15 protein-coding genes and 1 pseudogene are annotated in these 13,118 nt (G+C 65.8%); 12 read left to right on the top strand and 4 right to left on the bottom strand.

Annotation, left to right across the window (positions count from 1 at the left end):
- Positions 1 to 39 precede the first annotated feature (39 nt).
- From KB879_RS21950 to KB879_RS21930, 5 genes are all read left to right on the top strand, one after another.
- On the top strand, positions 40 to 546 hold the full coding sequence (locus tag KB879_RS21950) for a DUF1993 family protein (protein WP_153955952.1): 507 nt from the start codon (positions 40 to 42) through the stop codon (positions 544 to 546).
- Between the two features lie 211 nt (positions 547 to 757).
- Positions 758 to 916, top strand: a complete 159-nt coding sequence (locus KB879_RS21945; RefSeq protein WP_153955951.1) for a hypothetical protein — start codon at positions 758 to 760, stop codon at positions 914 to 916.
- A gap of 37 nt (positions 917 to 953) precedes the next feature.
- Positions 954 to 1,475, top strand: coding sequence for a sigma-70 family RNA polymerase sigma factor (locus KB879_RS21940; protein WP_013956879.1), 522 nt, complete (start codon positions 954 to 956; stop codon positions 1,473 to 1,475).
- Positions 1,472 to 2,245, top strand: a complete 774-nt coding sequence (locus tag KB879_RS21935) for an anti-sigma factor (protein WP_211979764.1) — start codon at positions 1,472 to 1,474, stop codon at positions 2,243 to 2,245. The genes KB879_RS21940 and KB879_RS21935 overlap by 4 nt, the downstream gene beginning before the upstream one ends.
- Positions 2,246 to 2,380: 135 nt before the next feature.
- Positions 2,381 to 2,866 carry a hypothetical protein gene (locus KB879_RS21930; RefSeq protein ID WP_211979763.1) on the top strand — a complete coding sequence of 162 codons (486 nt, stop codon included), beginning with the start codon at positions 2,381 to 2,383 and terminating at the stop codon, positions 2,864 to 2,866.
- Between the two features lie 517 nt (positions 2,867 to 3,383).
- Here KB879_RS21930 and KB879_RS39475 read toward each other — a convergent pair.
- From KB879_RS39475 to KB879_RS21920, 3 genes are all read right to left on the bottom strand, one after another.
- Positions 3,384 to 3,611 (bottom strand): hypothetical protein, encoded by a 228-nt coding sequence (locus tag KB879_RS39475; protein WP_080569570.1) that lies wholly within the window; start codon positions 3,609 to 3,611, stop codon positions 3,384 to 3,386.
- 232 nt (positions 3,612 to 3,843) lie between these two features.
- Entirely contained in the window at positions 3,844 to 4,131 is a 288-nt protein-coding gene (locus KB879_RS21925) for an aldo/keto reductase (RefSeq protein WP_371827371.1), read from the bottom strand.
- A 12-nt stretch (positions 4,132 to 4,143) separates the two neighbouring features.
- A complete protein-coding gene (locus KB879_RS21920) occupies positions 4,144 to 5,352 on the bottom strand; it encodes an MFS transporter (protein WP_211979762.1) in 1,209 nt (402 codons plus the stop codon).
- 137 nt (positions 5,353 to 5,489) lie between these two features.
- Between KB879_RS21920 and KB879_RS39470 the strand changes: the two are divergent.
- The 6 genes and pseudogenes from KB879_RS39470 to KB879_RS21895 form a co-directional block, all read left to right on the top strand.
- Positions 5,490 to 5,728, top strand: a pseudogene (locus KB879_RS39470) (hypothetical protein); the annotation flags it as partial.
- A 286-nt stretch (positions 5,729 to 6,014) separates the two neighbouring features.
- Positions 6,015 to 6,650, top strand: coding sequence for a 7-carboxy-7-deazaguanine synthase (gene queE / locus KB879_RS21915; RefSeq protein ID WP_013956873.1), 636 nt, complete (start codon positions 6,015 to 6,017; stop codon positions 6,648 to 6,650).
- Between the two features lie 123 nt (positions 6,651 to 6,773).
- On the top strand, positions 6,774 to 7,250 hold the full coding sequence (locus KB879_RS21910; RefSeq protein WP_013956872.1) for a 6-carboxytetrahydropterin synthase: 477 nt from the start codon (positions 6,774 to 6,776) through the stop codon (positions 7,248 to 7,250).
- 9 nt (positions 7,251 to 7,259) lie between these two features.
- Positions 7,260 to 7,862: a tRNA adenosine(34) deaminase TadA gene (gene tadA / locus KB879_RS21905; protein WP_013956871.1), complete on the top strand. Its 603-nt coding sequence runs from the start codon at positions 7,260 to 7,262 to the stop codon at positions 7,860 to 7,862.
- Positions 7,859 to 8,818, top strand: coding sequence for a muramoyltetrapeptide carboxypeptidase (gene ldcA / locus KB879_RS21900; RefSeq protein ID WP_211979761.1), 960 nt, complete (start codon positions 7,859 to 7,861; stop codon positions 8,816 to 8,818). The genes tadA and ldcA overlap by 4 nt, the downstream gene beginning before the upstream one ends.
- 274 nt (positions 8,819 to 9,092) lie before the next feature.
- On the top strand, positions 9,093 to 10,715 hold the full coding sequence (locus KB879_RS21895) for an ABC-F family ATPase (RefSeq protein ID WP_013956869.1): 1,623 nt from the start codon (positions 9,093 to 9,095) through the stop codon (positions 10,713 to 10,715).
- A 46-nt stretch (positions 10,716 to 10,761) separates the two neighbouring features.
- On the opposite strand, the gene KB879_RS21890 is transcribed toward KB879_RS21895, so the two are convergent.
- On the bottom strand, positions 10,762 to 11,391 hold the full coding sequence (locus tag KB879_RS21890) for a hypothetical protein (protein ID WP_211979760.1): 630 nt from the start codon (positions 11,389 to 11,391) through the stop codon (positions 10,762 to 10,764).
- 206 nt (positions 11,392 to 11,597) lie between these two features.
- On the opposite strand from KB879_RS21890, the gene KB879_RS21885 reads away from it, so the two are divergent.
- On the top strand, positions 11,598 to 13,031 hold the full coding sequence (locus KB879_RS21885) for an aldehyde dehydrogenase family protein (protein WP_153955949.1): 1,434 nt from the start codon (positions 11,598 to 11,600) through the stop codon (positions 13,029 to 13,031).
- Positions 13,032 to 13,118: the final 87 nt, after the last annotated feature.

Below are 13,118 nucleotides of genomic sequence, written 5' to 3'. Positions count from 1 at the left end.
ATGAGAATTTCCAACCAAGGCCTGCACAGGAGATCCCCCATGGCACTCTCGATGTACGACGTTTCGATTCCCCCGTTCATCCGCGCACTCGCCAACCTGGCCGAGATCCTGGACAAGGGCGCGGCCCACGCCCAGGCGCAGGGCATGGACCCGGCCGACCTGATCCAGACCCGCCTGATCGCCGACATGGATGCGCTGCCGGCACAGGTGCAGCGCGCCAGCGACGCCGCCAAGGGCTGTGCCGCGCGGCTGGCAGGCATCGAGGTGCCGTCGTTCGCCGATACCGAAACCACCTTTGCCGAACTGCAGGACCGCATCGCCCGCACCATCGTGTTCCTGGAGCAGATCGCGCCCGAGCAGCTGGAAGGCAGCGAGCAGCGCACGATCGAGCTGAAGCTGCGCCAGGGGCCGATGACGTTCGACGGCAAGTCCTACCTGCTGGGCTTTGCGCTGCCCAATTTCTACTTCCACGTGACCACGGCCTACGACATCCTGCGCCATAAGGGTGTGCAGATCGGCAAGCGCGACTATCTGGGGCTGAAGTAAGAAGCCGAGCAGGGCCAGTAGGAAAAATGCCGGGCGCGAAGCCTCCCACGCGGCGGGGCTTGTGGGACAAAATCCATGACAGTGGAATAAAGCGCCGCCGCGGCGCGTTTACTCAGTTGACAGGCTCCGGCGGCAGCAACATCGCGCTGCCCGGGCGCGGCGTTCCCGACGTGGAGAATGCTGCGCCGCGGCCTGCCTCCTGGAGACTGAAATGAAAGTGCCCCATCTGATTTCTGGCCTGCTGCTTGCCATGATGGCGGTGGCGGCGTGCTCCACCGACAGTGGCACGGATCCGGCGGGCGGTTCGTCCTCATCTCGCAGTGGCAGTAGCCGGAGCTCTGGCGGCGCAATGTATCGCGGCGGCTACTAATTGGTCCTGGCCGCCAGCCCGAGGAGTATCCATCCCGGTGAGCTTGCGCGACGACCTCGCCGCCTGCCTGCCGCAGCTGCGCCGTTACGCGCGCGCGCTGACGGGTGATGCCGCATGGGCGGATGACCTGGTGCAGGACACGCTCGAGCGCGCGCTCGCGCGCACCTCGATGCTGCGCGCCCACAGCAATACGCGCGCCTGGTTGATGACCATACTGCGTCACCTCTATATCGATCAGTTGCGCAAGCACCGCGAGCTAGCGCTTGATGCCGATGACCCTGTGTGGCAGAGGCTGGAAGCGCCGGTCGGGGAGGTCGGTGGGCTGCTGCTGCTCGATTTGCAGCGCGCGCTGTACCGCCTGCCGCTGGAGCAGCGCGACGTGCTACTGCTGGTGACGCTGGAGCAACTGAGCTACCGGGAAGCTGCCGCCATCCTGCAGGTGCCGGTGGGGACGGTGATGTCGCGGCTGTCGCGGGCACGCGAGCACCTGCGCGTGCTGCTCGGCAGCGATGCTGGAAGCCGGCCCGGGATTTTCAAAGTCGTGAGGCAGAGGCCATGACTGATGATCGAAGTTCCACCGCGCTGACGACAGGCCCGGAGTTGGAGCGGCTCTCGGCTCTGGTCGATGGCGAGCTTGCGCCGCACGAGCAGGCCGAGGTCGCGGCCGCGCTGGCGCACGATGTACAGGCCTCCGCACGTGTGGAGGATTACCGGCGTCAGGGTGCCGCACTCAGGTCGTTGTTTCCGTTGCCGACGGATGTGCGCTATGTACTGGTGCTGCCGCGCCGTACGTGGTGGCGGCGCGTGTCGGCTGCGCTGGCCTGGGCCGGCGCGGGGATGATCCTCGGCACCGGCGGCGTGTGGCTGTCGACGCGCGAGGCCGATCCCTGGGCTTTCTCCCGCCATGCCGACCTTGCCTACGCGGTCTACGCGCCGGAGCAGCGCCACCCGGTAGAAGTGGCTGCCACCGATCAGGCGCACCTGGTGGAGTGGCTGTCGCGCCGGCTGGCGCGCACGCTGACGATTCCAGCGCTGAACGAATACGGCTACACGCTGATGGGTGGGCGGCTCTTGCCCGGCGCGGCCGGCCCGGCGGCACAGCTGATGTATCAGAACCAGGCGGGCAGGCGCCTCACGCTGTATATCACCGAGGCTGCGCCGCAGCACGCCTCCTTCCGTTTGCTGCGCCAGGAGGACCGGCGCACGTTCTATTGGGCCAGCGCGGGTGCCGGTTACGCGCTCTCGGGCCAGCGCAGCGAGCCGCGCCTGCGCGAGATCGCGATGGACGTCTGCAGCAGCGTGGGCGGAAATCCGCAGGGATGGCAGTGAGGCGCAACCTCACCGCCTGTGGAATAAAACGTGCCGCTAATCCGTTTACTTCATGCAGTGCGGGCCGGCGGCAAACCGATGTGCCATGCGCTCCGCGAGGACATACGTCGGGACTTTGAGGTCAGGGTGACAATCATGGGCAAGGTTTTGGCGGCCGCAGCGGCCGTGTGCGCAGGCCTCAGCTTTGGCGTGGCGGCGCCGGCCGAGGAACTGGTGTCGGCGCCCTGCCAGCAAGTGGTTGGACATGCCGAGATTGACGGCGTGCTGCAGGTGATCTCAGGGGTGGCTTGCTTGCAGCCGGACGGGACGTGGCAGTTGGTCGACGGAGCGAGCGGGGTGGTCACCTATGCGGCCCCGGCCTATTACTATGATCCTTGGTACTGGGCGCCGGTCGGCGTGGGCTTTGGTGCCAGCGTGATCTTTGTTGACCGCTTCCATCACTTCCACCATATGCACCATGTGTTCGTCCGCAGGCCGGGCGTGATCGTTCGTGGTGGTTTCCATGGCGGCTTTCATTCCGGCTCCCATGGCGGTTTCCATAGGGGGTTCCACGGTGGGGGTGGAGGTGGCTCGCATGGTGGCTCGCATGGTGGCTTTCATGGCGGCGGCATGCACCACTGATGGCTATCCACAGCGCGCTGAGCGCCCGGCCGGCACGGCCAACCAACGCTGAGATCAGGTTGTAGGGCCGATGGCATTCTCCCGTCCGCGAGGCGCGTATCGGTTCAGATGTGAACCCGGTGCCTGGTGATTCCAGCGTGGAAGCCCGTTAGAGCTTTGACCAAAGCGCCACGAGCGCGTAGATAGCGGCGGGCATCAGAAGACAAGCTGCTAGCGTCAAGTAGTACCGTGCACCGTGATGGGGTGGATGCGTATGGAAATAGTGAATTGTCGGCTTCATATTGTCCTGCCAAAGTGAACGAGACTAGAGGGGACGCTTCAAGCATAGGAATTTCTCGCGCACCTGGATTGGCGCAAGCAAGCTGTACGCCCGTCGAGCCAGCCGAGGGAGACCTTGATGTGGTGCGCAACCATGCCCCGGTCCAGTACGAGTTGCCGCGCGGCAATTCGGCCGACCAGAGGCGGACTATTTGAAACGAACTGGCAATGGCTGCTCACAACGGCACAATGTCAGTACTCATTGGCAGGCATCGACTGCAGGCGGAAACACGTGCCAGCAGCCGTCATCGTGCCTAAAGAAGAACAACGCGCGCAAACCGGCCGGATGCACGGTCTCAACGCATACGTAGCGTCGCCGGCCCGATAGGGTGCGACTGAATTCGACTACGTGGATGGACGACGTTGGGCTAGGCGCGAGCCATTTATCGACCTGAAAGCGCAGTGACTGCTCATTTGTGCTTTTCATGTCCCCCTCCATTACCCCGGTTCTTGTCTGTCGCAGCATTCCTAGAGCGCCCAACAATTGTCAGAATCGCCCCCTCCATGCGCCTCCAGGGCGCTGTATTGATGCATGCGGAATGTGCGACCGAGCACAAATCGTCATGCTCCCATCGGGGTAACGGCCAGAATTTGCCGGAGGTTGACCCTTGCCTTTTAACAGCCCACTGGTGTCGACGCGAAGTACATTCGACAGCGCATCATGCGCTTGCAAAGCATTGACAATGCCCCACGCCGCGGGGGCGCGAACTCCGGCAGTTGCTCTCCAGTTTGGCGCGCCTGGTCGACGACGGAATCACCGCACAGCCCTGCTGCAGCAGCCAGGCCAGCGCGACCTGCGCGGGAGATGCGTCGTGCGCCAGTGCAATCCGCTGCAGCACCGGGTCGTGCATCACCTTGGCGTAGGCCAGCGGCACGTATGCGGTGATGTGGATGCCTTGCGCGCGGGTGAAGTCGGCAAGCTTGCGGTTCTGCAGGAACGGGGGCATTTCGATCTGCTATCAGTGCGTCATGGCACTGGCCGGAACGCCGCCGCTGCGGGCATCGAAGCCGGCGGCGCGGTCCAGGCGCCCGCTCAGCTCGGTCAGGGCCAGTGCCACCAGCACGACCAGCGCGCCAATCCACGGGGTCTGCATCAGCCCCAGGTGGGTCACGATCAGCCCGCCGGCCCATGCCGCGCCGGCAATGCCGAGATTGAAGGCGGCAATATTCAGGCCCGAAGCCACGTCCACGGCGTCAGGCGTGAAGCGCTCCGCCTGCTTGACCACATAGACCTGCAGGCCGGGCACGTTGCCGAAGGCCACGGCACCCCAGGCCAGCACGGTCGCCACCACCAGCCAGCGATGCGGCGCGGTGAAGGTCAGCACGAACAGCACCAGGGCCAGCAGCAGGAACACCAGCTTCAGCGCCGGGATCGGCCCGTGGCGGTCGGCCAGGCGGCCGCCCCAGATGTTGCCGGCGGCGACCGAGACACCATACACCAGCATCACCAGGCCGACCGCGCCGGCGTCAAAGCCGGACACGTCCTGCAGGATCGGGGCGAGGAAGGTGAAAGGGATGAACGAACCGCCATAGCCGATCGCGGTCTTGGCGTAGACCAGCAGCAGCCGCGGCTCGGCCAGCACGCGCGCCTGCTGCAGCAGCGACGCCGGCGGCGTATGCGTGATGGTGCGCGGCACGAACAGCAGGCTGCCGACAAAGGCCACCGCGCCCAGCGCCGAGACGGCCAGGAAGGTCTCGCGCCAGCCGAAGTGCTGGCCGATGAAGGTACCAAGCGGCACGCCGGTCACCAGCGCCACGGTCAGGCCGGTGAACATGATGGCGATGGCACTGGCGGCCTTCTCGCGCGGCACCAGCCCGGTGGCGATGGTCGAACCGATCGAAAAGAACACACCGTGGGCCAGGCCGGTCAGCACGCGCGCCAGCACCAGTGATTCATAGCCGGGCGCCTTCCACGCCAGCAGGTTGCCGAGGGTGAACAGCGCCATCAGCGACAACAGCAGCAGCTTGCGCGGCAGCCGGCCGGTCAGCGCGGTCAGCACCGGGGCGCCGATCGCGACACCTAGCGCATACAGGCTGACCAGCAGCCCGGCCGATGGCAGGGAAACATGCAGGTCGGCGGCAATGGTGGGAATCAGGCCAACGATCACGAACTCGGTCGTGCCGATGGCAAAGGCGCTGATGGTCAGCGCGAACAGGGCAATGGGCATGATGCAGTCTCCGGTAAGGGCAACAATGGCAAAAGGAGCCAGGAACAGGGCGGAGTGTGCCTGGGATGCTTTTGCAGAAAAACCCGGTGATCTGCAGAAGATATTTGACTAAAATTCAAGAATGAAGCTGACCATGCCTGATCGAGCACCGCACCGATGTCGCCATCCGCATCGGCAGGCTGCGCGATTCAACGCTGCATGCGCTGCTGGGCTTTACGCAGCCGGAGGGGCTCAACCGCTGCCCTTGCGTACCGACGACGGCCTGGAGCTGCCGATCCGGCCACATCTGGCGGCACCCAGCGGCGAAACCTTGCGCCACCTGGCCCTGGCCGGCGGTGGGGACCGCATCCCGCCAGCCTCTAAGCGAAAACCCTGACCCCTCTGGTATACTTGCGCTACGTCCGGACCGGCCGGACGCAGCCTGCGACAGGCCTCAGGCGGTTCCTCCGGCAGTGCCCGGAGCCCTGCACGGAAAACCCGGTGCACACCGCCCGCGCTGCCAGCCCTGCGGCGCCGATCCGGGAGCCCGAGCCCGGATCCGTGATACTTGTTATCCGGCCTTTGCCCAATACCTGTTGAAACCCCGGCCAGCCCAAGGGCGGCCGAATGCCCGTTAACGGTCCAAAAACGGTCCCAGAACGGTCCCAGAGAGACCCCCACGCATGACTTACGCCGTCAAGGAAATCTTCTATACGCTGCAGGGCGAAGGCGCCAACGCCGGCCGCGCCGCGGTGTTCTGCCGCTTTGCGGGCTGCAACCTGTGGAGCGGCCGCGAAGACGACCGCGCCAGCGCGGTGTGCCAGTTCTGCGATACGGATTTCGTCGGCACCGATGGCACCCGCGGCGGCAAGTACCGCACGGCCGAAGAGTTGGCCGCGGTGGTCGCGTCGGAATGGCCGCAGGGCGCCGGCGGCCAGCCGCTGGTGGTCTGCACCGGGGGCGAGCCGCTGCTGCAGCTCGACGCGCCGCTGATCGACGCGCTGCATGCGCAGGGCTTCGAGATCGCGATCGAAACCAACGGCACCATCGCCGTGCCGCCGGGGGTCGACTGGGTCTGCGTCAGCCCCAAGATGGGCTCGGAACTGGTGGTCACGCGTGGTGACGAGCTGAAGGTCGTGATCCCGCAAGAGGGCCAGGACTTTGCCGCATACGAGCAGCTTGATTTCCGCCATTTCCTGGTGCAGGCCATGGATGGCCCGCTGGCGAGGGAAAATACCGCCGCCGCGGTGGCGTTCTGCCAGCGCCATCCGCGCTGGCGGCTGTCGCTGCAGACCCACAAGCTGCTGGGCATCCGCTGAGCGGCGCGGCATCGACAGTATCGACAGGTCGCCCAAGGGGCGGCAAAACGTACACAATACAGGCTTCGGGCGCGCGCGCAGCGTCCGTTCCAACGCAGGCGGCCGGCACCGGCGCCGGTACACATGAGCAAACAAGTTTCCATTACCCGCCGGCTGGAGTTTGACTCCGGCCACCGCATCCCGAACCACTGCGGCCAGTGCCGCAATATCCACGGCCACCGCTACCGGCTGGACCTGACGCTGTCGGGCGAGGTCCTGCACCGCGAGGGCGCGTCGGATGACGGCATGATCCTGGACTTCGGCGACATCAAGGCGCTGGCCAACGAGCACCTGGTCAACAAGTGGGACCACGCCTTCCTGATCTACCGTGGCGACACCGCGCTGCTGAACTTCCTGCAATCGATGGAAGGGCACAAGACCGTGGTGCTGGACGCGATCCCGACGGTCGAGAACCTGGCCCAGGTCGCGTTCGACATCCTGGCGCCGGTGTTCAAGGACTGCTTCGGCCACCAGCTGCAGCTGACCAGGCTGGTGCTGTTCGAAACGCCCAACTGCTGGGCGGAAGTGAGCGCGCCCGCCGTGCTGCCGGCGCAGGACTGAGCGGGGACGATGACAGAGACGCCACCGCTGCCGTTGCGCGCGCTGCGCGCCCTGCCTGAAGACCCGGTCGAGGCTGCCGAGCGCGATGCGCGCTACATGCGCGCCGCGCTGGAAGAAGCCCGCCTGGCCGAAGCCGCCGGCGAGGTGCCGGTGGGCGCGGTGGTGGTCTGGAACGACACCATCATCGCGCGCGGCCACAACCTGCCGATCCGCTCGGTGGACCCATCCGCCCATGCCGAGATGCAGGCACTGCGCGCCGCCGCCCAGGTGATCGGTAACTACCGCATGCCAGAGTGCGAGCTGTACGTGACGCTGGAACCGTGCGTCATGTGCAGCGGCGCGATCCTGCACGCGCGGCTGCGCCACGTGGTGTTCGGTGCAACCGACCCCAAGACCGGCGCGGCCGGCAGCGTGCTCAACCTGTTCGAGCAGGCGCAGCTCAACCACCAGACCACCATTGCCGGCGGGGTGCTGGCCGACACCTGCGGCCAGATGCTGAAGGATTTCTTCGGCGCGCGCCGCCGGGCCCAGAAAGCCGCGCAGAAGGCGGCACAGCAGGACGCCGCCGCGCCTGTCACCGATCCCGACAAGAACAACGATATTGAAGCATGAGCACGCCGAACAGCAGGCCGCCGCATACCGAAGTCCGACTGATCGCCTCGTCCGGGTATCCGCACGACGTCGCCATCGCCGCGCGCGGCTGTGCCTGGCTCAAGCATCATGGCTACCACATGACCAACCCCGACGTGCTGGCGCGGCGCTACCTGCGCTTTGGCGGCACGGATGCGGAGCGGCTGGCCGATCTGCATGCCATCGGCACTGGCGCGCCGCACGCGCTGACGCTGGCGGTGCGCGGCGGCTATGGCATCGCGCGGCTGCTGGCGCAAGTCGACTTTGCCCGCATCGCCGCGCAGGCCAGTGCCAGCGGCACGCCCATCGTCGGCCACAGCGACTTCACCGCGTTCCAACTGGCCTACCTGGCGGCGACGGGTGGCGTCACCTTTGCCGGGCCGATGCTGCTGGCGGATTTTGGTGCCGAGGTGGTGGATCCCTTCATGTGGGAGCATTTCGAAGGCATCTTGCGCAACCCTGCGTACAGCGTCGACGTGGCAGCGCCGCAGCCGGGCGGCCAACCGTTCTCCGGCAGCGTGGAAGGCACGCTCTGGGGCGGCAACCTGGCCATGCTGTGCAGCCTGCTGGGCACGCCTTTCATGCCGCAGGTGGAGGGCGGGGTGCTGTTCCTGGAAGACATCAACGAGCCGCCGTACCGGGTGGAGCGCATGCTGATCCAGTTGCAGCAGGCCGGCGTGCTGGGCGCGCAACGCGCCATCGTGCTGGGCGATTTCTCCAATTACCGCGTCACCGACTACGATAACGGCTACGACATGGACGCAGTGGTGGCCTACGTGCACGAACAGCTGCCGGTGCCGGTGCTGACCGGGCTGCCGTTCGGCCACTGCGCGCGCAAGCTGACGCTGCCGGTCGGCGCCCAGGTGCGGCTGGCCGCACGTGCGGATGGCTTCAGCATGGCGTTTTCCGGCTATCCGGTGCTGCCGCCACTGGCCTAACCGGCCGCATCGTCCGATGCCGCGCATCCGGGTCGCAAGGAATGCGTCCGGATGATAGAATGTGCGGTTATTTCCTGACTTCCTGCCGGGTTCTCACATGAACCGGGCGCGGCCCGTGCCGCATCGCCAGCCATGGCCGCCGGAATACTCCGAGCCAGCGCGATGCATCTCCGGCAAGGCCCGTCCCTGAGCGGCATGGGGTGCGCCTCGTGTGCAAAACCGGCAAGCCGCGGCCAGCGCCGCGGCGCCACAATCTCCAGACAAGGTTCAAGACGTGCTTTCTACCGCAAACATCACCATGCAGTTCGGCCCCAAGCCGTTGTTCGAGAATATCTCGGTCAAGTTCGGCGAGGGCAACCGCTACGGCCTGATCGGCGCGAACGGTTGCGGCAAGTCCACGTTCATGAAGATCCTGGGCAGCGACCTGGAACCGTCGTCGGGCAACGTCATGCTGGAGCCGGGCGTGCGCCTGGGCAAGCTGCGCCAGGACCAGTTCGCCTATGAAGACATGCGTGTGCTGGACGTGGTGATGATGGGCCACACCGAAATGTGGGGTGCCGCGCAGGAGCGCGACGCCATCTACGCCAACCCGGAAGCGACCGACGAAGACTACATGAAGGCCGCCGAGCTGGAGGCCAAGTACGCCGAATACGACGGCTACACCGCCGAGGCCCGCGCTGGCGAGCTGCTGCTGGGCGTGGGCATCCCCACCACTCAGCACCAGGGCAACATGAGCGACGTGGCCCCCGGCTGGAAGCTGCGCGTGCTGCTGGCACAGGCACTGTTCTCGAACCCGGACGTGCTGCTGCTGGACGAACCGACCAACAACCTGGACATCAACACGATCCGCTGGCTGGAGACCGTGCTCAACGAGCGCAACTCCACCATGATCATCATCTCCCACGATCGCCACTTCCTGAACTCGGTCTGCACCCACATGGCCGACATGGACTACGGCACGCTCAAGGTCTACCCGGGCAACTACGACGACTACATGGAAGCGTCGATGCAGGCCCGCGAGCGCCAAGTCGCCGCCAACGCGCGCGCCAAGGAGCGCATCAGCGAGCTGCAGGACTTCGTGCGCCGCTTCTCGGCCAACAAGTCCAAGGCCCGCCAGGCCACCTCGCGCGCCAAGCAGATCGAGAAGATCAAGGTCGACGACATCAAGCCGTCGTCGCGCCAGAACCCGTTCATCCGCTTCGAGTTCGAGAAGAAGCTGCACAACCTGGCCGTGGAAGTGGAGAACATCACCAAGACCTACGACCGTAAGATCATCGACGGCCTGTCGCTGGCGATCCAGGCCGGCGAGCGCGTGGCGATCATCGGCGAAAACGGCGCCGGCAAGACCACGCTGCTGCGCAGCCTGCTCAACGGCGCGGTGCAGACCGGCGTGCAGCGCGGCGTGGAAGTGGACCGCGGCACGGTCAAGTGGGCCGAGAACGCCAACGTCGGCTACATGCCGCAGGATACCTACGAGGAATTTCCGGACAACCGTGACGTGATGGACTGGATGAGCCAGTGGACGCAGGCCGGCGACGACGAGACCTCGCTGCGCGGCACCCTGGGCCGCCTGCTGTTCTCGGCCGACGACATCAGGAAGTCGGTCAAGGTGCTGTCCGGCGGCGAGAAGGGCCGCATGATCTGGGGCAAGCTGATGCTGGGCCGCCACAACGTGCTGGCCATGGACGAGCCGACCAACCACATGGACATGGAGTCGATCGAATCCCTGCAGATCGCGCTGGACAAGTTCACGGGCACGCTGATCTTCGTTTCGCACGACCGCGAGCTGATCAGCGGGCTGGCGACGCGCGTGATTGAAGTGCGCACGGACGGCACGCTGACGGACTACCTGGGTACGTATGACGAGTACCTGCAGTCGCAGGGTATCGACGGCTGAGCGTCGGGACCTTGATGATGCAAGAAGGCCGCCTCCGGGCGGCCTTTTACATTGCTGCGCCGGAATGCCAGCCAGCGGCGATGCGATCGGCGATCTGGTCGAGCTGGCTCGTGATGGCACGCGCGGTGATGTCGCCCTTGGCCTTGAGCAGCGCCGCATGCAGCGGTTCGCGCAGCGCCAGCAGCGCGGGCAGGTCGGTGGCCCTTTCGACTTTCACCTGCATCATGTAGCCGCGCAGGCCGAGATGCTGCCCGATCACGTCGGTATAGAAGTGATACAGGCTCTCGAAGGCCGCGATGTCTGCGGGCGAATGGGTCGCGGTATCGGCCGGTTGCGGTGCCTCCGGCACCTCGGTGGCGGGCGCGTGCCGCATTGCGTACACGGAGAACATATTGGTGTCGGCGGCAGGCGTGACACGCGCCGGTGCCTGCGTCTGTGCCACTGCAGCGGGCGGTCGTGCCGGCTCCGGGACGGCTTCGACCAGGCCTTGTGCCACCAGTGTGTCCATGGCCTCGGGGGCCACCCCCATGCCGGCTACCTGCGCCAGCAATTCCTGCCCGCGGCGCTCGCCGTTGACCATCAGCAGCAGCGCGCGCAGCTTGTGGTCAAGCTTGCGTGCACGCGTCCGGATCTCGTCCTGTCCCGCATCCGTCTTGCGGTAGATCGGATCGACCATGTCTCACCCCTTGTTATGTCCGGCCGCCTTTGGCGAGAGTCCCCGTCAGGTGCTGCGGCCGATTATCGCCATCTTCTTGTCCAGAGCGGTATGCGCGGCTTTCCGCGGCGCAAAAACATAGTCCCGAATCCGCTCTACAATGTGCGTGCACCATAAAAGTAACAAAAAATTGCAATCGCCAATTCACCAAACCGAGAACTGTGGCCATGCAACAACGAGACAAACTCTTTATTAACGGCAAGTGGGTCGCTCCCCACGGCAACGGCAAGATCGACGTCATCCACTCCGCCACCGAGGCGGTGATGGGCACCATCCCCGAAGGCTCGGCGCGCGACGCCGAGGATGCCATCCAGGCGGCCCGCGCGGCCTTCGACAGCTGGTCGGCCACGCCGCCGGCGGTGCGTGCCGGCTATATCGCCAAGATCGCCGAAGGCCTGAAGGCGCGCAGCGAAGAGCTGGCCCAGCTGATTGCCGGCGAAGTCGGCATGCCGATCAAGCTGGCGCGCGCGATCCAGGTGGGCGGGCCGGTCTACAACTGGGGCCAGGCCGCCAAGCTGCTGGACGGTTTCCGCTTCGAGGAAGAGGTCGGCAACTCCCTGGTGGTGCGCGAGCCCGTGGGCGTGGTGGGTGCCATTACTCCGTGGAACTACCCGCTCAACCAGATCACGCTGAAAGTGGCGCCGGCCCTGGCCGCCGGCTGCACCGTGGTGCTCAAGCCCTCCGAGGTGGCGCCGCTCAATGCCTTCGTGCTGGCCGAGGTGATCGAGGCCGCCGGCCTGCCGCCGGGCGTGTTCAACCTGGTGACCGGCTATGGCCCGGTGGTGGGCGAGGTGCTGGCCAGCCATCCGGAAGTCGACATGGTGTCGTTCACGGGTTCGACCCGCGCCGGCAAGCGCGTCTCGGAACTGGGCTCGCAGACCGTCAAGCGCGTGGCGCTGGAGCTGGGCGGCAAGTCCGCTTCGGTGATCCTGGACGACGCCGACCTGCCGTCGGCGGTGAAGGGCACCATCAATGCCTGCTTCCTGAATTCCGGCCAGACCTGTTCGGCGCATACCCGCATGCTGGTGCCGCGGGCCCGTTACGATGAAGTGAAGGCGATCGCGCAGAAGGTGGTCGCGGGCTTTACCGTGGGCGATCCGCTGCAGGAAACCAGCAAGCTGGGACCGCTGATTTCCGCGGTGCAGAAGGACCGTGTGACCGGCTATATCCGCCGGGGCCTGGATGAGGGTGCCGAACTGGTGGCTGGCGGTCCGGACACCCCGGAAGGGCTGGACAAGGGCTTCTACGTCAAGCCGACCGTGCTCGGCAACGTGGAGCCGCGTGCCACCGTGGCGCAAGAAGAGATCTTCGGGCCGGTGCTGTCGATCATCTGCTATGACACCGAGGAAGACGCGGTGCGCATCGCCAATGACAGCATCTATGGCCTGGGCGGCGGGGTCTGGTCCGGTGACGAGGCACGCGCGATCCGCGTGGCGCGCCGTATCCGCACCGGCCAGGTCGATATCAACGGCGGTCCGTTCAATATGCAGGCGCCGTTCGGCGGCTACAAGCAGTCCGGCAACGGGCGCGAAGCGGGCAAGTACGGCCTGGAGGAATTCCTGGAGTACAAGTCGCTGCAGCTGAAGAAGCCGGCAGCCTGATGCGGCGCTGAGCGCGTTGATGCAATATGGGAAATGCCCGGCTGGCCCGGGCATTTTTTTCGTGCGGATAATGCGCGGAAAACACGC

This window comes from Cupriavidus sp. KK10 (assembly GCF_018223725.1).
Taxonomy (GTDB): domain Bacteria; phylum Pseudomonadota; class Gammaproteobacteria; order Burkholderiales; family Burkholderiaceae; genus Cupriavidus; species Cupriavidus necator.
This window is presented reverse-complemented; position numbering and strand designations above follow the sequence as displayed.

What these genes read in the sequence shown, in the direction of transcription:
- KB879_RS21935 (WP_211979764.1), top strand. Translation starts at nt 1,472, where the DNA reads ATGACTGATGATCGAAGTTCCACCGCGCTGACGACAGGCCCGGAGTTG.
- KB879_RS21950 (WP_153955952.1), top strand. Translation starts at nt 40, where the DNA reads ATGGCACTCTCGATGTACGACGTTTCGATTCCCCCGTTCATCCGCGCA.
- KB879_RS39475 (WP_080569570.1), bottom strand. Translation starts at nt 3,611, where the DNA reads ATGAAAAGCACAAATGAGCAGTCACTGCGCTTTCAGGTCGATAAATGG.
- KB879_RS21945 (WP_153955951.1), top strand. Translation starts at nt 758, where the DNA reads ATGAAAGTGCCCCATCTGATTTCTGGCCTGCTGCTTGCCATGATGGCG.
- KB879_RS21920 (WP_211979762.1), bottom strand. Translation starts at nt 5,352, where the DNA reads ATGCCCATTGCCCTGTTCGCGCTGACCATCAGCGCCTTTGCCATCGGC.
- KB879_RS21925 (WP_371827371.1), bottom strand. Translation starts at nt 4,131, where the DNA reads ATGCCCCCGTTCCTGCAGAACCGCAAGCTTGCCGACTTCACCCGCGCG.
- KB879_RS21930 (WP_211979763.1), top strand. Translation starts at nt 2,381, where the DNA reads ATGGGCAAGGTTTTGGCGGCCGCAGCGGCCGTGTGCGCAGGCCTCAGC.
- tadA (WP_013956871.1), top strand. Translation starts at nt 7,260, where the DNA reads ATGACAGAGACGCCACCGCTGCCGTTGCGCGCGCTGCGCGCCCTGCCT.
- ldcA (WP_211979761.1), top strand. Translation starts at nt 7,859, where the DNA reads ATGAGCACGCCGAACAGCAGGCCGCCGCATACCGAAGTCCGACTGATC.
- KB879_RS21885 (WP_153955949.1), top strand. Translation starts at nt 11,598, where the DNA reads ATGCAACAACGAGACAAACTCTTTATTAACGGCAAGTGGGTCGCTCCC.
- KB879_RS21890 (WP_211979760.1), bottom strand. Translation starts at nt 11,391, where the DNA reads ATGGTCGATCCGATCTACCGCAAGACGGATGCGGGACAGGACGAGATC.
- queE (WP_013956873.1), top strand. Translation starts at nt 6,015, where the DNA reads ATGACTTACGCCGTCAAGGAAATCTTCTATACGCTGCAGGGCGAAGGC.
- KB879_RS21910 (WP_013956872.1), top strand. Translation starts at nt 6,774, where the DNA reads ATGAGCAAACAAGTTTCCATTACCCGCCGGCTGGAGTTTGACTCCGGC.